Origin of the sequence: Lederbergia ruris, from assembly GCF_018332955.1 — a bacterium.
In the GTDB taxonomy this organism is placed as follows: domain Bacteria; phylum Bacillota; class Bacilli; order Bacillales; family Bacillaceae_C; genus Lederbergia; species Lederbergia ruris.
Map to the genome: position 1 here is coordinate 30,271 of NZ_BORB01000034.1, position 22,607 is coordinate 52,877.

The window sequence follows — 22,607 nt, forward strand, 5'->3', positions numbered from 1 at the left end:
AGTTAAATAATAGGGGAATTACACTCCCAAATAGGGCGATAAACAGGTATAATATAAATAATTACTTATCATATTGTTCTTACCAATTTGTATTTCAAGTGGAAAGGAAGATCATGAGATGAAAAAAATCTTTCCTCTCCTGCTCATTGTAGGGGGTGGCTTTTTAATTCTTTTTAGTGTTTGGCAGATATGGCAAGCCGATCGATTACAAGCAAAGGCGATTCAGGAAGCAAAAGAAAAGGTTACATCATCCAGTCAAAAACAACAGAATTCACAAGCCAATGAAACAGAGGCTGTTGAATTCCATGCAGATCAAGGTGATGTCATTGGAATTTTAAAAATCCCTTCTTTAGACAGAGAATTGCCGATTGTAGCGGGGGTTGAAGAAGATGAGTTACAACGTGGTGTTGGTCATTATCCGGGGACAGCTTACCCTGGACAGGAAAGCCAAATCGTGTTATCCGGTCATCGGGATACCGTGTTCCGCCAATTTGGCGAATTAGAAATTGGGGACAGCTTTATTGTTGAAATGCCCTATGGTTCATTTGAGTATACGATTCAAGATTCAGAGATTGTTCCGGAAGACGACCTTACTGTGATCAACCCCGAGGAATACCAAGAAGAAATGCTCACGGTTACGACCTGTTATCCTTTCCATTATATAGGAAATGCGCCTGATCGTTATATCCTTTATGCCACACCCCTAAAGGATAAAGAATAAGGTTTTGAAATGACATTGAGGAGAGCCTTCCCCTTTTTACTAAAGAGGAAGGCTCTTGTTAACTATGTTAGCGACGATTGTTTACAAAAAGCATTACGGCAAAAAATAGAGGGGATAAATACAGGATTGAAAACACTTGCGCTCCATCCGGACTATACTAGTTTATCCAAAAAGAAAGAAGCAATGGAAAAATAAATAAAGAGAAGATATCGTTAATCGTGGTAATTAATGGGCCTGAGGCAACCGCTGGATCTATTCCAAATTTGTATAATAGGAGGGGAATAATCGTCCCAGCCAAGGTGCCAATAATTAAAGTTAGTAACAATGATCCTCCTACAACAATGCCAAGATATATATTTCCTTGCCATATATAAGCAATCACCGCGATCGATAGCCCGCAAATGATTCCTATTAATACTCCAGCCCATGCTTCTCGTAAAAGTAACTTGGCCGCCTTTTTCAATCCAACCTCTTGCTCAGCTAGACCTCTTACAACAACAGCCAGTGATTGTGTACCAGTATTTCCTGTCATTCCGGCAATAAGAGGCATAAAAAAGGCAAGCGCCACGACCTGTTCTAACGTTCCTTCAAATTTCGCAATAATACTTCCAGAAACAAGCCCAATAAATAAAAGAGCAACTAACCAAGGCAATCGCCGAAGAGTTGCTGTTAATGGCTTAGTCTGAAAATCAATTTCTTTACTAGCCGTTGAAAACTTGCCGTAGTCCTCACTTGCTTCATGAATGAGCACCTTGACAATATCTTCAAATTTGATGACGCCAATAAGCCGACTTTCCTCATCCAATACGGGTAAAGCACTTAAATCATACCTTTGTAGTAACCGAGCAAGTTCCGCTCGTTTCGTAAGAGCTGATACACAAATCATTTGTCTATTCATAATGTCTTTTAGCTTTTCATCTTGTGCAGCTATAACCAAATCTCTATAAGCAATGATACCTGTCAATTGTTTGTTTTCATTAAGCAAGTAAATATAATGTAAACTTTCCGAGTAAAAAGCTAATTCCCGTGCTTTAAGGATTGCCTCTTCTACATTTAGAGATTCTTGCAAAGCAATATATTGATTACTCATTAAACGCCCCGCAGTCCCATCTGGATATCCTAGTTTTTTCTGAATAAAAGCTGATTGTTCTGTTCCCAGTCCTGATAAATAACGTTTTAAATGAGCATCTGGATATACTTTTAACAGATGGGCTAGAATATCTCCGTCGAGCAGCGTTAGTATCTTGTTAGCCTTCTCAGGTCCAATTTTCCCCAAAGCTTCCATTTGTTGCATTGTACTGAGTTTCTTCATAATACTTGCGATCATCGAATCCTCTAGATGCTCTAGAAATGGGGCTCTATATTTTTCTGGTAAGCTTTGAAAGATCACACTTAAATTATAGGGATGCTTCTCTTTTAAAAGATCATTCACTTCGTTAAACTTTTCATTATTCATGTATTCAACGACTTCAAGGGCTAATTGCTCACATTCCCTGTCACTTAACATTCGAACCCTCCTCTACTTCCCATACTCATCTATATCCCCTTTTTTCTTTAGTCAAACCATTTCCATGCTGTTGGACGATTGTTGGTTTATATAAACCAAAACATATTATCCAGGATATTTATACTATTAATCTCTCTGATTCTATTGAAATATTCTGAAATACACCTTATGATAAGGATGGTATTTTTAATTTACTTATTTATGAGAAGTGGAGTGTTGTTTATGGACAATACAGAAAAAATAATTATTCAAAAAGAAGAAACAAACGGCCTTGCAACAGCTGCAATGGTACTAGGAATTATTGGTATTATTCTGGGTGTCATTCCTTTTATTGGTTGGTTTACATTACCTTTATGGCTACTGGCTATCATCTTTGGATTTATCGGTATGCGGAACCCGGTGAAAAAGGGATTTGCAATCACAGGAATTATTTTAGGGACCTTAACGTTTGTATATAAAATAGGATTCTGGATTGTACTTATTCTTTCCTCTGCTGCCTCCGGTTACTAGATACAGAATGAGCAGGAAGGCATACGCTATTTTACACACGGTCTCTGCCAGTATTTGACATTCTGGTTTATTATGTTAAGATCGATATGAGTTTTTCAAAAAATCAAATCATTTGTTTCTGCTAGGGGAGCCATTGCGGCTGAGATTAAAGAATTCTTTAGGACCCTTAGAACCTGAACTGGTTAATACCAGCGGAGGGAAGTGGAAAATTTTTATCCTGAGAGGCCCCTTTGTTTTGCTACGAGCGCAGAGCATTCTTTTCGGGAAAAAACACCACCCTTCTCCCGTCAGTCGGAAACGATGATGAATTAGAGGAGGATTTTTTTATGCATTTTACAGAGGAATTAAGACAAGCTACTGAACACAGCTGGGAGCTTAGTTTGAAGCATCCCTTCGTATTAGGGATCGTCCAAGGAGATTTACCTTTAGAAAAATTTAAATATTACATTCTCCAGGATATTTACTACTTAAAACATTACGGAAAAGTCCACGCGCTGGCTGCTGCACAGGCTGATGACTTTAGCCATACGGCATTATTGGCTAAAAAAGCCCAGTTAACGGCCCAGGCAGAGCTAACCGTTCACGAGGAACACGCCAAAATCTTGAATATTACAGAAGATGAAATGGAAAACTTCCGTCCAGCGCCAACTGCCTATGCCTATACATCCCATTTGTATCGAGCCGCTCTTTCTGGCAGCTTTGCCCAAACGATTGCTGCAATGCTACCTTGCTATTGGCTTTATGCAGATATTGGAAAAACATACGAACATGCGACACCCAAAGAGCCGATCTACCAAAAATGGATTGAAACCTATGCTAGTGAATGGTTCCAATCCTCCACACAAGAGCAAATCGACTTATTGAATCATATCGTTGCCACTGCTACCGTGGCAGAAAAGGAGAAAATTAAAGAACAGTTTGTCATCGCTAAAGAGTATGAGCTAGCTTTTTGGGAGATGGCTTATCAGGAGGAAAAGTGGCTATCTGAACAAACGCCAGTAGTTCAACCCTGATCTAAGTATGAAATCTTATAATCCTTACAAAAATGTAATTTATGTGTAAGTAATCTAGATCGCTCTCTGTGAAACTCCTTGCTAAACTTAGCAATAAACAAGGAGAAAGGAAGGGAGCGAATGAAAAGCTGGCTCATTGGTTTACTTACTATATTCATACTCGTTGGGAGTTTGGTGGCCGCCTCTCTCATTTTTCATAATGAGGTTACGGATCGATTTAATCCTCTTGTTCCGAGGAAAGATATTTACGTTCAAATAACGGAAAAAGGCACCCCGCGTTCTCCAGGCGGGTTTGATTATACGCTTTCCGGTTTTGATGAATCGGGAAAAGAACGAACGGTCACCTTCTATGCTGGAGGGGAATTGCGGGATTTAGCTTTTCTCCGAGTCGATTCGAAAGGAAAATATATCAAAACTTGGGAAGAGGTATTATGGGAAGAGCTCCCAGATGAGGTAAGGGAAAAGCTAGAAAACCAGGCATCTTCTAATTGAAGAGCCTGGTTTTCTAAATCAATGGTTTAAAGGATTTTCCTTTCTTCCTTGATCGACAATATATTCAAGAACAGTATTATGTCCAATCTTCCCTATAGTTGTTAGCATATATCCTGAACTCCAGAGTGAAAAACCAGCATCATGGTGAATCGTAGTTCGTTTCCATGATTTCGTCGTTTCTAACTTAAAGTGATTAATCATCTGTGATAGCTGAACTTGGGGTGTTGCTGAAAAAACAATAGAGAGGTGATCTTCTTCTCCATTTACTTCTAAAGCCTCGCATCCCCACCTTTCGAAATGAAAATTGGCCAACTGCTTAAACTTCCTCATCATTTCCGTTGTAATAAAGGTATGCCGATTCTTCGTGACAATCACTAATTGATACGTAACTGACGGCTCCCACGCCTAAAGACGTGGGGTTCCCACGACCTAGACAGCAGGTGGCTTGCAGCCTGTATGCCGCGAAGAATACAAGCGTTTCATCTTCTCAAAGGTACCTTATCAACCTTGCGATTGAGTTTGCATCCTAAGCACTGGATGAATTTAGCAAGTCTTTCACGATAGCGCGTGGCGTATAGCTCGCTTACACATGCCTAGCCTCAAAAGAGACCGTACATCGACTTCACTATCGCATACTTGAGTTTAAGGAGAACTCTCTTGGTGCCAGTCAGTCCAAGCGACAACCTAATTTGATTTTGTATTCCTAGGCTGCTACGGCAGCCTTTTCGTTTTGTCTGGCTTCACAAACCAGTAGAGTGTCTTGCTTGATGATTGTTGAATTCGTGCAATCTCACGATTGTGCAGTTCTAAAAAATCATCCCATTGTGTGTTGCAAAGACCCACATCAACGGTATCTAGGCTATCTTTGGTGTTCCTAATAAGGAAAGCGCTGTATATATCACGTTGGACTGGAAAACCTAGGATGTTGTTCCAACGCTCGTTGAGTTGTTTCTTTGTATAATCACCAGTCCCATGATTGAACTGGCTCGCTTTTGTGGCATATGTATCTATTTTTTTGACCGATTTTCCTTGATAGCCAAGTTTTCGGTCAAGTATCGTTATCAACATAGCAGGAGCATGGTTCAATAGGCTCTTTCCATACCGTTTTTTCCTATTGATACGACCATTCTTTTTGTTTCGAGTCGTCTTCTTCACTTTCTTTTGAAGAGATTGAAAGCGCATGGTTTCTACTCGAACATCCGAACCTTGGAAAAGAATATCGTTGGCAAGTGTTTCATGCGCTTGTTTTCGCTTAGCCACAAGTTTTCTATGAATGTCCTTCCTTTTGGCTTTCAAGCTCATGTATCGCTTAGAAAAGTTCCAAGAAAGTTTTTTTCCACGTTTGATGGTGCCATCTTCATTGTAGTTGTCTGGATTGGATGCACGTTTCGACCTATCCATTCTTCGCTCAATATGGCGAAGCTTTTTGGCATCCATAATGCAATTCTCAGCCAACAGTAGCTATGGTGGATGGACCGATATCAATGCCAACCCGTTTGTCTGACTTATCGACAGGGTGTTTTTTTAAACCAGTGTCTTTATCTCGTTTTACAGGAGGGAATCCTTCTTGTACCAGCTGAACGAAGAAACGTTTTGTCCCACGGATTTCTCGCATAATAACCCGACAATATTTTGTTCTGTCACTAAGGGATTCTTGAGCATAGAGATCATTTGGCTTCACGAATCCCCTCAGCTTCAGAGCACCTTTCGTAGGTTGACTTACAGGATTCTTCTTAGATACCCGAGTTTGTTCTCCCCAAAGAAGAAATTCGCCATCAAAACGAAGCCCTGTACCATTGGATTTGTTCTCTACGGACATATCGTCTTCAGGTCGTTTGAAGTGAACATGTTGTGCTTGTCGAAACTTCAATTTCTCTACTGCATTGAATGCACGTGAGGCAAGCTTCTGTGCTTCAAAGGAACCGATATTTTTCTTATACTTCGCTTGTATTGGTTTTACGAAATCATGAAGTTGGTATTCAGAGTAACCGTGTGACTGTTCGATTTCCTTTAGCCGTTTCGTTCTAGCTTTAGCTTTCTTATCTTTCACAAGTTCACGATATTCTTTGTCTGAGCGTAGTTCAGCTAAACGTTTGAGAGCGTACCTAAGGCATGAATTATAGATGTTTTTCGCTATTCGCATTTTCTTTTCGAGAATAACAACATCCTTCTTGTTTACATCAAGTTCTAATTCAAGGACATAACTAGGCGTATTCGATTTCCCCATTGATTTCGTCCCCTCTCTAGCGTTTTCGTTGCATCTCAACGTATCGTTTAATGGTTTCACTGGATACATTACCAGCAGTTGAAACAAAGTAGTTTCGAGTCCACAAACTTGGCATTTTGTTCAAGTGTGCGAATTCTTCCCGAAGTATCTTTGAAGTTCCTCCTTTCACTTTGTTCATGACATCCGCTGGGCTGAAAGTAGGAAGTGTGTTCACAATTAAGTGGCAGTGATCTTTATCAGTCTTCATTGCGACTATCTTGAATCCATACTTCTCACAAATTTTTTGAACGAGTTGCTTAAATCTTAAATCTACCGCCTCGTTCAAAAAAATTTTTCGCCTGTATCTAGGACAAAACACAAAATGATAGTTGAGAAGGCTTACAGTGGTTTTGGTATGTCTATATTCTTCTATCATGTTCCTATTATAACATATTTTGTGTATGTATTGAATATGAGCATACTCAAATATAATTGAAGTATTTTATAAGAATATCCGGATTGCTTTGTTGGTGGCAATTTAAAAATGTAAGTTGTGGCAGTGTATTATTTGTATAACGCTACGCTTTACATGGAGTGGCGTGTGTGGTAGGCTTTTCGCCTTGCGAAAGGGAGAATTACTAACCTTTCGCCCTTCGCTAGATACCACACTCGCAGAGGCTCCATGTCAAGCGACAAAATGCACGTGTATAATTATGGCAAAAAGTAAATAAATATATTGCCATTAACTACATCAATTGATTGCCAAATACATTTGGGGTACCCAAAAAATTGTTAGGCTATTTTACATAAGATTGTGGACTTGACTCCTTATACCTTTTAGTACATAAATTATGTACTGATACCAACGTAACAAACAACCCTATTAGTGTCAATACTGGTTAAAAGGTTCTCGTGCGACAAAATATGACAGAAAAATAAATAGAGGAAAATCGGGCGCAAGTTTCTTTATACAAACGAGGAGAACAAAAAAATTTTCTAAAACTTTTCCAACAAAGAGGGAAGCAGAACTTTGGGCATTAGAAATGGAATTAGCGAAAGGAGAAGGTAAAGAACTTGCTTATAGAAAAACAACATTTGCAGACTTTTTTGAGAACTGGATTTACCTTGTAAAAGTAAATGATGTTAAAGAACGACTTTTCAAAATTACATTCGTACTTTAGGTGTAATTCGAACCTTATTCCAGGATATATATCTGAATATTAATAGATTAACATTTTTTTCCATTTTTAAAAAGGGGGATGTAACAAATATATGAGAATTCCGACAAGTTTTTTATTATCTTAAGAATTACTCGTTTACTAGGAACTGCTTCTATGAGAAAATCCCTGCTGATTGAAATCTCACCTTCTTCCTTTCATCTCGCAGCTTTGTTACGACTATTATTTTAAAAGTCCATTTCCATTAACCAATTCGATAACCGTTCTTCTCGTTGCTTATCATCACCTGCATATTTTCCGAGCCTTTTCTCACCGATCATAACCCCATCGTACATATAGAGTACTCGCTCGGTTTTAGCAGCAACTTTGACATCATGCGTCACAATTAAAATGGCTGTTCCCGCATGGTTAATATCTGTTAATAATTCCATGATTTCACTAGCTGCTTTCGAGTTAAGTGCTCCTGTCGGTTCATCACCAAACAGGATGTCCGGATTATTGATAAGAGCCCTGCATATTCCCACCCTTTGTAGTTGACCACCTGATACCTGCGTCATATCATGCTTAGAAATCTCCGTAATACCTGTTTGCTTCATAAGTGCTAGGGCATGTTCGTTTATTTTTTTGTGACTTCTTTTTTTCGCCAAATAGGCCGAAAGAATGATATTATCAAACATATTCAGGTTCTTCAAAAGGTGAACATGTTGAAAAATGAACCCCATGTTATGCAGTCGTATAGATGACAGCTCTTTTTCCGAAAGGGAAGAAAGCTCTTTTCCTTGGAATACAACAGAGCCTGTTGTCATTCGGTCCATGCCACTAATTGTGTAAAGTAAAGTTGATTTCCCAGAACCAGATGGACCCATAATCGATACAAACTCCCCCTTATTAATTTGGAGATTCACATCCTTAAGTACGGTTTGCTTGTTATCCTTACCGATAGAATATGTTTTACTCAAATTCTTTGCTTCTATAACGAATTCCATCTAACTCCTCCTTTGATGCGATCAATCTTCCATACGAATCTTTCCCACTGATACCGTGCTAAGAATTGTTGTGGTGATCACAACAAACAGAACGATCAATGGGCAGAGAATATATGTCTTCACAGGATCAATGACAAACGTAATTTTTGCAGCACCTATCAGAGACAACATCCCACTTACTAGACTTTCACCAACTGTATTTGAAGTGATCGTTCCTAAAATGATCCCCACTCCCAGCACAAAGCCAATTTTGACGATATAATGCTTGCGAATATGATAGGGGGAAAATCCAATCCTTTTCATAATGGCAATTTCTGAGAAATCCTTAGCCACAAGCATTTTCAAAAACAAGGAGGTGATGAGTGTGGATATGAACAAAGCAATGATAATGGCTAAAGTCGTAAGAAATTTAAGTTGGTCCACTGTATTTCCAAACGTTTGCTTTAAATACTCCTTTAGATCGGTAACCTTAGAGGGATAAAAAGCTTGCGCATATTCCTCTTTTTTCGCTTGAATATCAATACCCGTTTTAAAATCTACCGCAACTTCATACCACAACACTGGTTGATGATTCATTGGTAATAAGGCTTTGGCTGTCCGTCCGCCATTCGTTACATCCTGGTAAATCCCACTGATCACCAATTCTTGCTCTTTTCCTTGCAAAATTAAGCGCAACGTATCGCCAACCGTTTTTTTCATTTCTTTACTATTTAAATATGAAAGTGCGATTTCATTTTTACGTATAGGGGCGCTTCCTTTTAAATATTCCAATGGGAAAATAGAGAAATCCCCTATTTCAACCATGATGTTCTCCTCTATCCCTTCTTGATTGAGGACCTTAAACTGGCTCGTACTCAGTGGCGCGTAACGCTTTACATCCTGGTCATTATGAATATGGGCAATAAGTTCAGCGAATCGCTGTGAATCTACTTGCGGGATGTCGATTCGTACATCACTTCGCTCCACTCCCATATATTGAATAAAATCAGACGACTGGATTGTATTAAGAAAGTTGACTGGAACAATGATGATAAAGGAACATAAGAAGAAGACAAATAATAATAAACGGTACAGCTTAAATCGTCCGAAAATATCCGCAAAGCCGAGGAAGGTCGGAACATCCATAAACTTATTCTTACTTAAAGGAAAAGAAACTTTGACCCGATCTGTTTTTCTCATACTGCCCGACCGTAATGCCTCCACGGCGCTAATCTTATTCATAACATTGAAGGCCATCACACAAAAGAATACGATGATCATAAATAGGCAGAATACTGCTAGCAAAGGAAGCATCTTGAGAAAGGGACTTTTTGGAGCCATGCCAATATACAACATAATATTGTTTGTAAATAAATGACTAAGGAATGTAGATAGGATATAGCCAATAAGAGAAGCAACGACAGCTAAAATAATATACTTGAACAAATAGATTTTTTTCATAGCTTGCAAGCTGATGCCGATCGCCTTCATGACGCCGATTTCTTTGATATCCTCTTCAATAGCAGCATGAACAGTAAACCTTATACAAAGAATAGCAATTATCATCAGTAATAGGCTAACCAATAAAACGACAGTCGCCACAATCCCGTCTGTTAAGGCATTTAAGGCCTTAAATAAATGGTAATCAATGGCTGGTCCTTGTTGAGGCAGGTTAGAAGATTGATAGATATTTCTAAATTCATTCAATGTAGCTGGATCTTTCAGTTGAAACTCAATTAGATATTCCACTTCACCAAGACGATTTTTTAAATCATTTAAATCTGTTTCATGAAGGACAAAGCGCTTGGAATGAACAACGGAGGGATTCATCTGCGCATCTCGAACAAAATCGACAACAGTCCATTCCATATCAAAATCTTTGTTCGGAATTTTGACTTTATCTCCAAGCTTTATACCAGCCCTTTGCCTAAAATAGACCGGAACAGCTATTTCCCCTTTGGAAATTTGTAGTACCTCGCTATCTAAATTAAGCAATCGGTCCATAGTGGAGTTCTGTTTGACAAAATAATGATCCATCACACTATGTTTTCCTGTTAAATGATTTCCTAATTCAATATTAGAGGCGTCAATGTGGAGCATCTCTACGATCTGTTTGTTTTTAATTAGAGGATTATCTTCCGCAAATGTGTCGATTTCCCCTCGATCAATCTTACCTGCATGCATCTGGACAAAATGAGGTACATTTGATTTGGCAAATAAGGCATTCATCGAATGAACTAATTCTGTGATCATATTGGTACCACTTGCGACGAGTAATGCGGATAAGGCGATGAAAAGGCATAACGTTATATAAATAACCTTATTTTTAAGAAAATCCTTGTGTAAGATTTTTATGAGCACCTACGATCCCACTCCCCCTCCTATTATCAGAAACTATTGCTGGAAAATATCCTTTTGACTCTTCGCACGATTCATTCTTGAAAAATCGACTTTAGAAAAGGCCATCGTTGAAAGGAATAAAAATAATAAACCAAATGATAGAACAATAAGCATACTAATTTGTGGTGTAATAACAAATTCACTCACTTTAAAAGCAAGTTGTTCCTCTAGTAGCTCCTCTACAGAGAAGGACATTTTTTCCAAGCTCAGGGTCCGAAAGAAGGCAGTCGCATACGTCATTGGATTGAATAGAGCAAGAAATTGTAAGCCATTTGGCAAGAGGCTCAATGGTACATAGACACCACATAAAAAAGTAATGGGAGTTGTGATAGCCATAGAAACAATTTGAAATGTCTGTGAATTCTTTACAGCAGTCGCTATAAATAAACCAAATGCCGAAAAGACAAGCCCGACAAAAATCATAAAGGCAATTACAAAAACGGGTGTCATCATATGGGTATATTTTAAACCGATGAAATAACCGATAAATAAAATAATGATCCCTTGAAACGTGGCAATCGTTGTCGATGACAATATTTGCCCAGCAGCAATTTGGATTCGTTTGACCGGACTAACAAGGACTTCCTTCATATAGCCCGAAACAATATCATCAATCGTTGAGGTAGCGATATTGAGTGAGGTCTGGAACACGACAATGATCACAATTCCTGATAGGACATAATTTTCTGGATTGCTAATGAAGGCACTTTCAAATATCGTACTGATTAAATATAAGTAAAAAAACGGCATAATAAAGATTAAAATTAGTTGGGTCCGATTTCTCACAAATAATTTTACATTTCTACACCATAATGCAGCAATTACTCTCATACGATTACCCCCTTATATTCCTTCCTGTCAACTCTAGAAACACATCGTTTAAAGTGCCTTTTTTTATTTCTAAACCTTGAATGGCTGATCGAATTTCACCAAGTATCGCAATCAATTCCGATAATTCCGTTAATTCAACCGAATAGGTATTGCCCTTTTTCGTAAATTTCATTTGAGACGCTTGAAGCAGGGTTTCTAAGCCCTCTGTATCTTCGCTTGTTATTTGTGCTATATCCTTTGTATATTTTTGTTTTAAAACTGAAGGGGTATCAAAAGCAATTATTTTGCCATAATCCATGACAGCAACCTGATCGCAAAATTCCGCCTCATCCATATAATGTGTCGTCAAGAAAATCGTCATTTCTTTTTCCTTTTGTAGCTTGATAAGATAATCCCAAATATTGGCTCTTGTCTGTGGATCAAGGCCTGTTGTCGGCTCATCTAAAAACAATACTTTCGGAAAATGTAAAAGGCTTCTTGCTATTTCTACTCTCCGCTTCATTCCTCCAGATAAACGGCTGACCATTTCCTTTTTCCAATCTGTCAAATCAACTAGATCCAAAACAAATTGGATTCGCTCACCCATTATCGACTTGGGTAGATTATAGAAATGGCCATGCATTTTTAAATTTTCTTCCACTGTCATTTTACTATCGAGGGTGGAGTCTTGAAAAACAACACCGATCACATCCCTCACTTTACTTTTATCTCGATCAACGTCTTTACCGTCAATAAGCATCGTACCTGAAGTTTTTTCTAGAATTGTACATAGGGTATGAATTGTGGTACTTTTCCCCGCTCCATTTGGTCCTAGAAAGGCAAAGATACTTCCCTTTTCAACCTCAAAAGAAACATGATCCACCGCTGTAAAATGACCATATTTTTTCACAAAGTCTTGAACAACTATGATCTTTTTCAAGAATATCACCTCTTTTAATTTTGCAAACGTTCCGTATTTTCTTGACGGGCTTATTGCATCTTCAATTATTTTTCATAAGAATAACCAAGTCTCACTTCCCTCCTCCTTCCGTTTGGTTGAGCATATCTTCTTGATACATCTCCAAAATGTAAGCAAAGCTCCCTTTTTTTGCTTCCAGCGTCGTTTCAATGATATGGACTAGGGCTACTGCCTTTTGTAAGAGTTCTTGGGGCTCCCATTGAAAAATTCCTTCATCAAGTAAAAACTGAGAAGACACTAATAAAAACTCAACCGTCTCTCTGGGATAAGGGGTATGAAAAATCCCCTCTTCAATTCCTTGCTCGATTACTTCTGTTAGAATGGGCGTTAATTGCAAAATCGTCTCCACTAAACTTTTTTGATGCATTTCTGCATTGTTCACTTCATGTAACTGCTCAATCATTTCTTCCTTCTTGCTTTCCTCAGACAGCGAGTCAGGTCTTTGCGCCATAATGATTTGAAACATTTTTTCTGGGGCGTTTAGGTGGGGGTCAGCCGCAATCGCTTTAGCTGCTTTGACGCCCATGTCAATAAAGCGCATCACAACCGCATCCATAACCTCTTCCTTGGATTGAAAATAATAATAAAACGTTCCCTTTGCGATCCCCACTCTTTTTAAAATGTCATTGATGGTCGTGTTTGTATAACCTTTTGTGGTAAAAAGATATTCTGCAGCGTCCACTATTTCCATTCTTCTTTCATCCGGATCTTTTGTCATTCGCATGTTACTACCTCCAATTTTATAGACCGACCGTCAGTCTATAATGAATTTAACATCTACCTATGGATAAAGTCAAGCGGATTTTCAGAAAAAGGGCTCACTCAAATTAGTATTAAAGAGCCTACCTGTTTAGTTAACATTTGCTTTGCTTTTGGTCTAGATATATGGTATATTAAAATAAATATAATATTGTAATGTTTTTAAATAATGATTGCTGTCGCTATATAGCGGCAGCTTTCGGTATTTTAAGGCGAATGAATTTGAATTTCATTCTCAATTAGAAAGGGAGAGATGAATATGGGAATTCCGGAACAGCAATTCATGAAAATGACTCCTGACCCTTCGGCTGACAAGAAAACTCGTTGGAAAGAACAGTTTCAAAAACATGGTGAAATGGTTGCGGCACTTGTCGCAGGTGTTTTGATTTTGATTGGATGGGGTCTTTCAATTGTGATGTCCGGCCCCGTGATCAATATCCTGTTTATTGCGGCTTTCGTGATTGGTGGTTTCGCAAAAGCGAAAGAAGGCATTGAGGAAACCATCAAAGATAAAACGTTGAACGTCGAATTGCTCATGTTTCTCGCCGCGATCGGTGCAGCGATTATTGGTTATTGGCTGGAAGGTGCTGTGTTGATCTTTATTTTCGCGCTAAGTGGGGCACTTGAAACATATACCATGAACAAAAGCAAAAATGAGCTTTCCGCCTTGATGTCGCTTCAACCCGAAACGGCACGAGTTCTCCGTAATGGAAAGGAAGAAAGCATACTTGCCAAAGATTTGGAAATCGGTGACACCATTCTTGTCAAACCGGGCGAACTCATTCCGGCTGACGGTGTTGTAGTAAAAGGGAAAACCTCTGTCAATGAGTCGGCCATCACGGGGGAATCGATGCCGGTGGGGAAAAAGGAACATGAAGAAGTCCTTGCCAGTACGGTCAATCTCGATGGAGTTGTACATGTCAAGGTTAGCAAAACAAACGAGAATACGCTCTTTCAAAAAATTATCACGCTTGTTCAAAACGCTCAGGAGGAAAAGCCGCCAGCACACCTTTTCATCGAAAGACTTGAAAATGCCTACGTCATGGTCGTACTGATTGGTTCTGGTTTGATGATGTTCTTGCCGCACTATCTGTTTGGATGGTCTTGGAATGAGACGATCTATCGGGCACTCGTGCTTCTTGTTGTCGCATCGCCCTGCGCACTTGTCGCTTCGACAATGCCTGCGGTCCTTTCAGCTATATCCAACGGTTCCCGCCAGGGTGTGCTGTTTAAAGGCGGCGTGCACTTAGAAGGATTAGCGAAGCTCTCGGCGATTGCTTTTGATAAAACTGGCACGCTTACCATCGGTAAACCCGAAGTCACAAATATCGTAGCTCGCGACGGATGGGACCAAGATAAAATTCTGCAGATCGCGGTATCCATAGAACACTACTCCAATCATCCGCTCGCTTCGGCCATTATAAGAAGGGCAAAAAAGGCGGAGATCCCTTTGCTTGAAGCGGAAGACATTAAGGATGTACCTGGTTGGGGCATAGAAGGAACGGTGAACGGAGTTCGCTATCAAATCGGAAAAGCAGATTTTGTCGGAAAGGAAGCCGCTAAAGAATTTTTAACCACAACGCCCTTGGAGGCAATAGGAAAAACGATTGTGTTTGTAAAAAAAGATCGAGAAATCATCGGAGCGCTGGCCTTAAGAGATATAGTACGTTCAGATGCGAAGGAAGCCATATCAGCTATTAATGCAGCAGGCATCGATACGTTTATGCTTACGGGTGACAGCGAGGAAACCGCTCGTGAAATCGCCCACGAAATAGACGTGAAGCAGTATAAAGCCGAGTGCTTGCCCGATGAAAAGCTGGAAGAGATCAAGAAGCTAACAAAAAAATACCGTTGGGTAGCAATGGTGGGTGATGGAACAAATGACACGCCTGCTCTTGCGATGGCAAATGTCGGGATTGCCATGGGAGCAGGGACCGATGCCGCTCTTGAAACAGCAGACGTTGTGATCATGAAGAACGACTTGCGCCAAATTCCCAACACAATCCGACTATCCAAAAGGATGAACCGGATTGTCAAACAAAATATGGTATTTTCCGTTGCTGTCATCGTGGTGCTCATTGCAGCGAACTTCATGCAGGATCTATCGTTACCGCTCGGTGTAATCGGCCATGAAGGCAGTACGATTCTGGTCATTATGAACGGCTTAAGATTGTTGCGGGGCTAAAATTTAGCCCCGCTGTTTTTTTGATGAATCGAAATAGTTGTTTTTAATAATGGGTATAGGCTTTGTTTCGAATTCAGCTTCCTTCTCAATAAATGAATTCAATATCCTTCGCGGTTTCTAGTTTATCAAAGTTGATGATTTCAACCGTTCTTTTTGCGAAGTGCACAATCTCATCTCGTGCCTTCAGCTCTTCCTCTGAATAAAGCTGGTCATCCGGATTTTCCGGAGAGTATACAGAGTTTACTCGGATCTTTTTAATCGGCAGTTCTATCTTTTTAATTTCCATGATCGCTTGAAACAGATTCTTTCGATCATTTTCATCGTCATAACGAAAAAAATCGTGATCAGCCTCTGGGTCTTCGTACGGATATAAGTTCAATTCATAGGCGTGACACTGATGATATTCTACAATCTCATAGCATTCCAACATTGAATTATTGCCATCTTTATTGAAGTCATAGCTTTGCAGCTGAGGCAAAATCTCCCGAAGTTGATCCCGATCATCCTCTATAAACTGGTATACGAAACTAGGAATATTACGAGCGGCGAATTGGTTTCCCAAATCTTCTGGAGACTGGTAATCAGCATCTATGACCAAATTTGCCCCATGAACTGAAACTTCAGCCAATTCATACCCTTCCTTTGCTACTTCAGCCTGTAGCTTTTTAAGTAAAGGAAGCGCATCGAAAAGCATTTGTAATGTTTCCCGGTCCGCCATATACCTGTTTTCTGGTAAAGCGATATAAAACTGTGGATCATCCGATTCTTCTCCGAAGGAAAGATTGATAAACCCTAGTTGCTGAAGGTCATGGAATAACTCGGAATTGCGATAAGCTTGATTTAAATCAAACCTTTGTTTGATTTCCTTATAATTGTCACCCGTAATTCTACCAAATGTATTAATAAAGATATCAAATTCTAATTGATCGTCCTCCATTTGACGGACACGAGCATCTTGAACATGTAATCCCTTACTCCCCGGATCACGTCCTTCATTCCTTAATACCTCCACCTCAAAATCGTGTTCTTCCTCCACATATTCGATAATATCTTCATTTGAATAACCATATGCATCTTTTACTTTCTGAACCTCATGCGACATCATATAACCTATCACCAAAACAGGAAGAACAAAAATTAAAAAAGCCGCTCCAAGAATAATCGAGATCATGATGATTGTCTTTTTCAATTTGCATCCCCACCAATCTCAAAATAAGTAACTATATCTTAACAAACTTAACCGTAAAATTCTTCAGAACTTTTAAATGTGAAAAAGGGATTATGCATTGGCATGAATTAAATACATTGAAATAAAGGAGTTATAGAATTTAGATCGAATTCTTTAAAATAAGAATTTCTTTTCGGAAGGGGCTTTTTTATGTCTTATTTATCTGTCAGTACTTGGAGTTTACATCGATTGCTTGGTCCTTTACGCTGGACCGCTTGGGATGACAAACAAAAAAAGCATATTACAAAAATAGAACAACAGGAGACCGTCATTGATTTGTTGGATTTACCGGCGATTTTAAAGGAAAAGGGTTTTCAAGCTTTTGAACTTTGCCATTTCCATTTTCCTCTTACAGATGCCCTCTATTTGCAAAGATTAAAGAAGGCTTGTGAGGATGCCGAAATACGCCTATACACTCTCTTATTAGATTATGGAGATCTCTCATCTACGGATAAGTTGCGTGTAGAAGCAGATGTGCAGTTAATAAGAGAATGGATTGATATAGCAGCGACCGTGGGTGCGGAACGTGTGAGAGTGATTGCAGGAGATGCCCCGGCAGATGACCAAGAAGCGCTGACACGCGTTTCCCAACATTTAAACGAACTTGCTGCCTATGCGCATCAGCAAGGAGTAAAGATCGTGACAGAAAATTTCCGTACTCTTTCAAGTACGAGTGAAAATTGCCTTTATATTGTGAATCAGTCTAACGGGCAGGTTAGATTGATTACAGACTTTGGGAATATGAGTGGGGATGAAAAATATAATGAATTAGCCAACACCATCCCTTATAGTGAATCGATTCATGCAAAGCCACATTACAATGCTGCAGGAATACCTGATGAAGAGGAATTCAGACATTGTTTGGATCTATTGAAACAAGCGAATTATAACGGACCGATTGTCTTAATTTATGACGGACCGGGTGATATGTGGGAAGGGATAGAACGAGCGAAGGTAATTGTAGAGGATTACTTATAAAGTCATCGCGATGCAACAATATTGCGCCTAGTTGCATCGTTTTTTAGTTTTATTATCTTCTTGTTTTTCTCAGATCAATCTCACTTATCTTCTAAAGGTTTCTCTGCCCAATCACCACTTGAAGCACTCATCACCGCCGTTTGATCAATCAAGTTATAATCATACCACCTATCTTGATTTCCCTGTTATCGCTCTCCCTACGTTTAAACATTCCTTACATCCTTTATTTATTTGCTCATCGAGAATTCCTAAGTGCGATGCCAGCACCTTGTCCAATTCTGTCGATTCACACTTATCCGGCAGTGGGTAGATAACTAAATTTCGATCTTTGGAAACATTGAGTTTTTATGAAGATGAGGTATACTGAATTCTAACTAATATGAACAGATATCTATTCGGCAACCTTAAAGAGGAATACGTGGCCATGTATGAGGAGATGAAAAATGAAAAAATTTTGGGTTTTTCTTGCCTTTTTACTTACCACTACTGCAATTTCGGCATGTACCCACAACTTTACAGAGGAATTTTTATATGATTACCCGATTAAAGATTTCAAGAAAGCAAAAGGAATTGTTTTTGATATTAATACGGAAAAAGGACTGTATACTCCGCCTGTTTATCTTGCCAAAGTTGAATTGAAAGCAGATCAACCGACTGATAATATCTATCCACAAGAAATTCGAATTTCAAAAAGGCAGGTAATGGAGGCTAGGAATGGCAAGGCAATCAACGGCTACACAGCCGATGGAACAGACTTCCATACATTCCAAGATGTGCTTTATAATAGCTCGATGTATCTGTTATTTATTTCTATCGGCATTCTGCTACTTTGCATCACACTCCTGCTTTGGATGACACAGTACAAAGTATTTAGACCATTCCTTCGCCTTTTGGGTAAACTACCTATCTTTCAAAAGGATGATCTTATTCAAAGAGTTATTTTGCTTGGCCTCATAATCCCTATATTAATTTATTCCCTATTTTTTTTCGCCAATTTAGGCCAGAAGTTCATTCCTTTTAATAAAGATATACTTGTAGCGGAAGTAATATCTAAAGATTATGATTATAATTCTAATCACGATTCTTACCACAGACTGGAAATAGGCTATGAAATTTCTAAAGATGAATATACTGTAGTAGATAAGGAGGTATCTGCTCGCACTTATAGTAAATATGAACCTGGTGATTCCATTAAAATTGCTGTACCTAAGAAAAATCCTTACAATGTGTTTATTGCAAATTTATCATTTCTTGAAGTAATTAGTTCATTCTTCAAATTACGAATTTTACTGATTTTTCTCTTCTTACCACTGTTCATAGGTTTTTATCGACTTATGTATTAACTACGAGAAACCTTTTTAAACAAAATTCCAGATTTTTGCACATTGCGAGAATTAGTGAACTTCGTTATATCAAGACCTGTTTACTGATACTATTTTGCGGAAGTACAGCTGGTTAAGACTCCTATTGACAACGAAGACTGTTCATCTTCCGTATATTATGTAATGATTTGATATATATTATAAAGGAATATGTTAAAAAGGTGGGAGTCTATAATGCAAGGTGCCTTAAAACGATTGCAAATATTAATGGGTGATACAATACAAATTCTTGACCACATGGAAGTAGATCCGAATCTTGATCAAATACTTCAGCATATAAAAAATGGGTTAAATGAGGAAAACACGAAAATTGCAGAGTCTACAAATAACACCGTTGAGGAACAGGTGGATAAAGCTGTTTCCATGACGATAAATTTGGAAGAAATAAATAACCTGGTACAACAATTAGAAGCAAGCTTATTAGAGAATTATAAACATTCAACGGGAAATGAGATTAACCAATATGAACAAATGTCCCTTGAGGAACAATTGGAGCAAACCGAGAGCTACCATAATAAAATTGATTACTTAAGTGCCGCAAAGATCCGAGAAAACATAAATCGGATGAATGAAGTATTACTTAGTATAAGGTCTTAATAATACAAGCAAATTATTCCTGTAATTCCTTTTCCACAGACTTTTCTACCCAATCACCACGAAAAACACTAATAACGACTTGATGATCAATTAAAGTTGTAATAATTCGAACGTCATCTATTTTTATTGTGCTGCTATAATTCTCCACAGAGCTATCATACTCTTCCAATTCCTTTATTAATTCATTTATTTGATCTTCGGTATCATCGAGATATGAAGCAAGCAGTTCTAAAAATAAAACATTTTCAGTGAGAGAATCAAAATTCGCTATCAGTAACTCTTCGGATACATTCACGACGTAGATATCAACCTCATCAGGGTCCAGATCAACTTCTTTTTTTAAATCCTCTATAAAAGAATTTACGTCAAAAGGTAATGGTGGTTTCTCATCTTCCTTATTTAAACCTTCTTCTTTATTCACATCGGCCTTTTTCCCTGCGCTATTCCTTTCATCTGACACATTATTGGAGCAGCCTACTAAAATAAATGCTAACAACAACCACGAAATTATATTTTTCATATGTCTCCCCAAACCTATTAAAATGGTAAATGACTACAAGGGCGATACGTTTATCTTTTAGCTTATCCTTTGAATTTCTTGTCTTTCCCCAAAAAGGGAGAGCGTTTTCACACAAACTTCTTGACTATCAGCGGATTCTTTTTATTGGCAATGTTTTGTGCATCGTTTTTATCTACTAGCTATCATATCATCTTAATCCAAAATGTTGAAGAATTAAGGAAAAATTAAGGTGATGTTTCAGATGACTTAAGGTTGCCTACTTATAATAGTGTAAGTTTGATAACATAAGAAGGTAGTAGCAATGTGTGTACGTCATCAGTAAGCGGGAATTTTTCGATTGGTATTTTATTATTAACTGCGTATTATTCAGCCGAGTTTTCTAATGTAGTTGTGAATACGATTGAATTTACGCCTGAAGAATAGAGAGAAATAATAGGTGGTGTTTTTTTGTATACTTCAATAAATTCCCCTCAAAAACGTTTATCGAAGGATGCAATCAAGGTTTGGCTCATCAGTGATACGATTACGAATGTCATTGGCTTTCTTATCCTAGGTGTCTTATTTTACCTTGATTATCGCTTTTCATGGATAGAATGGATTGAGTGGATACTGATAGGCATTACAGGGCTAACTATAATTGGAGCCGGGTGGTCATTGATTCGTCCTTTTTTACTTTATAAAAATTGGCGTTACGATGTAGATAAAGAGTTTTTACAATTGAAATCAGGTGCAATCAATGAAACGCATCAACTTATCCCGATGACAAAAATCCAATCGGTTATGACCGAACAAGGGCCGATTCTGAGAAAATACGGGCTCTGCTCCGTGTCGGTCGAAACAATGGGATCTTCTCACACCATACCTGTCCTCCCGAAAGAGGTGGCTGTTGAGTTGAGGAATCAGATTGCTCAATACGCAAAAATTAAGGAAGTGGAACAATGACAAAGATAAGACGTTATTCTCCACTTGTTATGTTTTTTGATTTAGGCAAATTATTAAGGAATTCCTTTTTCTTTGTGTTTTATTTATATGTGCTAAAGGCGGGCTCGGAATCAGCCTTAATCAAATACGGCCGGATTGTTTTCCTGCTCGTGGTTGGATTAACATTGTTTTCAATCATTTATAAATGGTTCACCCACAAATACGAACTTGATGATGAGGCATTTCATTTGTATAAAGGACTTTTCAACAAATCGGAACGAACAATTCCATTCTCGAAAATTCAAAACACTAATCGTCACACATCGATATTCCATCGTATCTTTCATATGACTTCTATTCATTTTGAAACAGCCATGACCGGTGAAAATGCGAATATAACATTTGCGGTCATTTCTCAAGCAGAGGCTGATCGGATAGAAGCCCATCTTAAAAATGCGGATCAGGATACGGAGGAGCAAAATCATAAATACGATGAAATGGAGGTTGAAGTAGAACAACATCAGGAGCCGAATCGAACCATCCATTTTCAACCGACGAAAAAGGACATTTTAAAGGCATCCTTTTCATCTTGGAGCTTTTTAGTACTCATCCCTTTAATTGGCTCATTTTATTACAAAATCAATCAAATTTTTCATGTGGAAGATATGGCAGAGGGATTCTTTGAAAAGATGATCGGCTCGTGGTGGGTTGTGACAATCACTGTGATCATACTCGTTATTGCTTCCGCAACCTTCGGAATCGTGAGAACCTATTTAAAGTATGGGAAATATGAAATATCGTCAGATTCAAATCATATTTATATTACGAAAGGTGTCATCGATGAAACAGCCTTCTCCATTTCAAAAGAAAAGGTGCAGGCGATTGAAATGAAACAATCAATGATGAAAAGATTACTTGGTCTTGCCGAAGTGAAGCTAACAAGTGCAGGTTTACAATCCGAGGAAGATACCCTCGAAGTGAATACACTCTACCCTTTCCTGCCGCTTAACAAGGCATATGAAATGATTTCGGACACTTTGCCATCCTATTCGATTACCCAGAAAATGATTCGTCTTCCCAAAAAATCTTTTTGGATACGCATTTTCTGGCCAAGCTGGTTCTGGCTCATTGTATTTGGCAAGTAAAAAATGTATGAAATGGCATTTAAAAATGCATGCCACTTACCGCCTCCAATTATTGCTGTATTAATGATTCTTTATAACGAAAACTCTCACCGTTAAAAAGGAGTAAATGTG

Annotated in this window: 21 protein-coding genes, 1 pseudogene and 1 riboswitch; of the genes and pseudogenes, 10 read left to right on the forward strand and 12 right to left on the reverse strand. The window is 38.5% G+C overall.

Annotated features, from left to right (window positions below; all coding sequences use genetic code 11):
* Positions 1–118: 118 nt before the first annotated feature.
* Complete coding sequence (srtD, locus tag KI363_RS16565) at positions 119–721, forward strand: class D sortase, LPxTATN-specific (RefSeq protein ID WP_158324400.1); 603 nt, start codon at positions 119–121, stop codon at positions 719–721.
* A 157-nt stretch (positions 722–878) separates the two neighbouring features.
* On the opposite strand, the gene mgtE is transcribed toward srtD, so the two are convergent.
* Positions 879–2,228 (reverse strand): magnesium transporter, encoded by a 1,350-nt coding sequence (gene mgtE, locus KI363_RS16570; RefSeq protein ID WP_246516915.1) that lies wholly within the window; start codon positions 2,226–2,228, stop codon positions 879–881.
* 222 nt (positions 2,229–2,450) lie between these two features.
* Between mgtE and KI363_RS16575 the strand changes: the two genes are divergently transcribed.
* The 3 genes from KI363_RS16575 (at position 2,451) to KI363_RS16585 (ending at position 4,243) form a co-directional block, all read left to right on the forward strand.
* Positions 2,451–2,738: a hypothetical protein gene (locus KI363_RS16575; protein WP_158324402.1), complete on the forward strand. Its 288-nt coding sequence runs from the start codon at positions 2,451–2,453 to the stop codon at positions 2,736–2,738.
* A gap of 113 nt (positions 2,739–2,851) precedes the next feature.
* Positions 2,852–2,955, forward strand: a riboswitch (TPP riboswitch).
* A 109-nt stretch (positions 2,956–3,064) separates the two neighbouring features.
* Complete coding sequence (gene tenA / locus KI363_RS16580; protein ID WP_212967016.1) at positions 3,065–3,751, forward strand: thiaminase II; 687 nt, start codon at positions 3,065–3,067, stop codon at positions 3,749–3,751.
* Between the two features lie 120 nt (positions 3,752–3,871).
* The gene (locus tag KI363_RS16585; RefSeq protein ID WP_158324404.1) at positions 3,872–4,243 is read left to right on the forward strand and encodes a YxeA family protein; all 372 of its coding nucleotides are present in this window, start codon (positions 3,872–3,874) and stop codon (positions 4,241–4,243) included.
* 18 nt (positions 4,244–4,261) lie between these two features.
* Here KI363_RS16585 and tnpA (KI363_RS16590) read toward each other — a convergent pair.
* The 9 genes and pseudogenes from tnpA (KI363_RS16590) to KI363_RS16630 all read right to left on the reverse strand — a co-directional run.
* Positions 4,262–4,624 (reverse strand): annotated as a pseudogene (tnpA, locus tag KI363_RS16590) (IS200/IS605 family transposase); the annotation flags it as partial.
* A gap of 330 nt (positions 4,625–4,954) precedes the next feature.
* A complete protein-coding gene (locus KI363_RS16595; protein ID WP_212967018.1) occupies positions 4,955–5,680 on the reverse strand; it encodes a hypothetical protein in 726 nt (241 codons plus the stop codon).
* Positions 5,681–5,690: 10 nt separating this feature from the next.
* Positions 5,691–6,470, reverse strand: coding sequence for a hypothetical protein (locus KI363_RS16600; protein ID WP_212967019.1), 780 nt, complete (start codon positions 6,468–6,470; stop codon positions 5,691–5,693).
* Positions 6,471–6,486: 16 nt separating this feature from the next.
* Positions 6,487–6,885 (reverse strand): IS200/IS605 family transposase, encoded by a 399-nt coding sequence (gene tnpA, locus KI363_RS16605; protein ID WP_212967020.1) that lies wholly within the window; start codon positions 6,883–6,885, stop codon positions 6,487–6,489.
* Between the two features lie 969 nt (positions 6,886–7,854).
* On the reverse strand, positions 7,855–8,613 hold the full coding sequence (locus KI363_RS16610; protein ID WP_158324277.1) for an ABC transporter ATP-binding protein: 759 nt from the start codon (positions 8,611–8,613) through the stop codon (positions 7,855–7,857).
* A gap of 21 nt (positions 8,614–8,634) precedes the next feature.
* Positions 8,635–10,953: an ABC transporter permease gene (locus tag KI363_RS16615; RefSeq protein WP_246516916.1), complete on the reverse strand. Its 2,319-nt coding sequence runs from the start codon at positions 10,951–10,953 to the stop codon at positions 8,635–8,637.
* Between the two features lie 33 nt (positions 10,954–10,986).
* Positions 10,987–11,823 (reverse strand): ABC transporter permease, encoded by an 837-nt coding sequence (locus tag KI363_RS16620; RefSeq protein WP_212967021.1) that lies wholly within the window; start codon positions 11,821–11,823, stop codon positions 10,987–10,989.
* A gap of 4 nt (positions 11,824–11,827) precedes the next feature.
* A complete protein-coding gene (locus KI363_RS16625; RefSeq protein WP_306345185.1) occupies positions 11,828–12,751 on the reverse strand; it encodes an ABC transporter ATP-binding protein in 924 nt (307 codons plus the stop codon).
* Between the two features lie 82 nt (positions 12,752–12,833).
* A complete protein-coding gene (locus KI363_RS16630) occupies positions 12,834–13,505 on the reverse strand; it encodes a TetR/AcrR family transcriptional regulator (protein WP_158324273.1) in 672 nt (223 codons plus the stop codon).
* A gap of 288 nt (positions 13,506–13,793) precedes the next feature.
* Between KI363_RS16630 and KI363_RS16635 the strand changes: the two genes are divergently transcribed.
* Complete coding sequence (locus tag KI363_RS16635; RefSeq protein ID WP_158324272.1) at positions 13,794–15,725, forward strand: heavy metal translocating P-type ATPase; 1,932 nt, start codon at positions 13,794–13,796, stop codon at positions 15,723–15,725.
* An 85-nt stretch (positions 15,726–15,810) separates the two neighbouring features.
* Here KI363_RS16635 and KI363_RS16640 read toward each other — a convergent pair whose 3' ends face one another.
* A complete protein-coding gene (locus KI363_RS16640) occupies positions 15,811–16,914 on the reverse strand; it encodes a hypothetical protein (protein WP_158324271.1) in 1,104 nt (367 codons plus the stop codon).
* Between the two features lie 189 nt (positions 16,915–17,103).
* On the opposite strand from KI363_RS16640, the gene KI363_RS16645 reads away from it, so the two are divergent.
* The 3 genes from KI363_RS16645 to KI363_RS16655 all read left to right on the forward strand — a co-directional run bounded on the left by KI363_RS16645 (position 17,104) and on the right by KI363_RS16655 (position 19,910).
* A complete protein-coding gene (locus tag KI363_RS16645; protein WP_212967023.1) occupies positions 17,104–17,931 on the forward strand; it encodes a sugar phosphate isomerase/epimerase family protein in 828 nt (275 codons plus the stop codon).
* A 443-nt stretch (positions 17,932–18,374) separates the two neighbouring features.
* Positions 18,375–19,274, forward strand: a complete 900-nt coding sequence (locus KI363_RS16650; RefSeq protein ID WP_158324269.1) for a hypothetical protein — start codon at positions 18,375–18,377, stop codon at positions 19,272–19,274.
* Positions 19,275–19,487: 213 nt separating this feature from the next.
* Entirely contained in the window at positions 19,488–19,910 is a 423-nt protein-coding gene (locus tag KI363_RS16655) for a hypothetical protein (RefSeq protein ID WP_212967024.1), read from the forward strand.
* Between the two features lie 13 nt (positions 19,911–19,923).
* Here the strand turns inward: KI363_RS16655 and KI363_RS16660 are convergent, their stop codons facing one another.
* Positions 19,924–20,430: a hypothetical protein gene (locus tag KI363_RS16660; protein WP_212967025.1), complete on the reverse strand. Its 507-nt coding sequence runs from the start codon at positions 20,428–20,430 to the stop codon at positions 19,924–19,926.
* A 447-nt stretch (positions 20,431–20,877) separates the two neighbouring features.
* Here KI363_RS16660 and KI363_RS16665 point away from each other — a divergent pair, with 447 nt between their 5' ends.
* Both KI363_RS16665 and KI363_RS16670 read left to right on the forward strand, forming a co-directional pair.
* Positions 20,878–21,372: a PH domain-containing protein gene (locus KI363_RS16665; RefSeq protein WP_158324266.1), complete on the forward strand. Its 495-nt coding sequence runs from the start codon at positions 20,878–20,880 to the stop codon at positions 21,370–21,372.
* Positions 21,369–22,496, forward strand: a complete 1,128-nt coding sequence (locus KI363_RS16670) for a PH domain-containing protein (RefSeq protein WP_212967026.1) — start codon at positions 21,369–21,371, stop codon at positions 22,494–22,496. Before KI363_RS16665 ends, KI363_RS16670 begins: the two co-directional genes overlap by 4 nt.
* Positions 22,497–22,607 lie beyond the last annotated feature (111 nt).

What these genes read in the sequence shown, in the direction of transcription:
- mgtE (WP_246516915.1), bottom strand. Translation starts at nt 2,228, where the DNA reads ATGTTAAGTGACAGGGAATGTGAGCAATTAGCCCTTGAAGTCGTTGAA.
- KI363_RS16600 (WP_212967019.1), bottom strand. Translation starts at nt 6,470, where the DNA reads ATGGGGAAATCGAATACGCCTAGTTATGTCCTTGAATTAGAACTTGAT.
- KI363_RS16575 (WP_158324402.1), top strand. Translation starts at nt 2,451, where the DNA reads ATGGACAATACAGAAAAAATAATTATTCAAAAAGAAGAAACAAACGGC.
- KI363_RS16660 (WP_212967025.1), bottom strand. Translation starts at nt 20,430, where the DNA reads ATGAAAAATATAATTTCGTGGTTGTTGTTAGCATTTATTTTAGTAGGC.
- KI363_RS16635 (WP_158324272.1), top strand. Translation starts at nt 13,794, where the DNA reads ATGAATATGGGAATTCCGGAACAGCAATTCATGAAAATGACTCCTGAC.
- tenA (WP_212967016.1), top strand. Translation starts at nt 3,065, where the DNA reads ATGCATTTTACAGAGGAATTAAGACAAGCTACTGAACACAGCTGGGAG.
- srtD (WP_158324400.1), top strand. Translation starts at nt 119, where the DNA reads ATGAAAAAAATCTTTCCTCTCCTGCTCATTGTAGGGGGTGGCTTTTTA.
- KI363_RS16650 (WP_158324269.1), top strand. Translation starts at nt 18,375, where the DNA reads ATGAAAAAATTTTGGGTTTTTCTTGCCTTTTTACTTACCACTACTGCA.
- KI363_RS16670 (WP_212967026.1), top strand. Translation starts at nt 21,369, where the DNA reads ATGACAAAGATAAGACGTTATTCTCCACTTGTTATGTTTTTTGATTTA.
- tnpA (WP_212967020.1), bottom strand. Translation starts at nt 6,885, where the DNA reads ATGATAGAAGAATATAGACATACCAAAACCACTGTAAGCCTTCTCAAC.
- KI363_RS16610 (WP_158324277.1), bottom strand. Translation starts at nt 8,613, where the DNA reads ATGGAATTCGTTATAGAAGCAAAGAATTTGAGTAAAACATATTCTATC.
- KI363_RS16645 (WP_212967023.1), top strand. Translation starts at nt 17,104, where the DNA reads ATGTCTTATTTATCTGTCAGTACTTGGAGTTTACATCGATTGCTTGGT.
- KI363_RS16595 (WP_212967018.1), bottom strand. Translation starts at nt 5,680, where the DNA reads ATGGATGCCAAAAAGCTTCGCCATATTGAGCGAAGAATGGATAGGTCG.
- KI363_RS16630 (WP_158324273.1), bottom strand. Translation starts at nt 13,505, where the DNA reads ATGCGAATGACAAAAGATCCGGATGAAAGAAGAATGGAAATAGTGGAC.
- KI363_RS16620 (WP_212967021.1), bottom strand. Translation starts at nt 11,823, where the DNA reads ATGAGAGTAATTGCTGCATTATGGTGTAGAAATGTAAAATTATTTGTG.
- KI363_RS16655 (WP_212967024.1), top strand. Translation starts at nt 19,488, where the DNA reads ATGCAAGGTGCCTTAAAACGATTGCAAATATTAATGGGTGATACAATA.
- KI363_RS16585 (WP_158324404.1), top strand. Translation starts at nt 3,872, where the DNA reads ATGAAAAGCTGGCTCATTGGTTTACTTACTATATTCATACTCGTTGGG.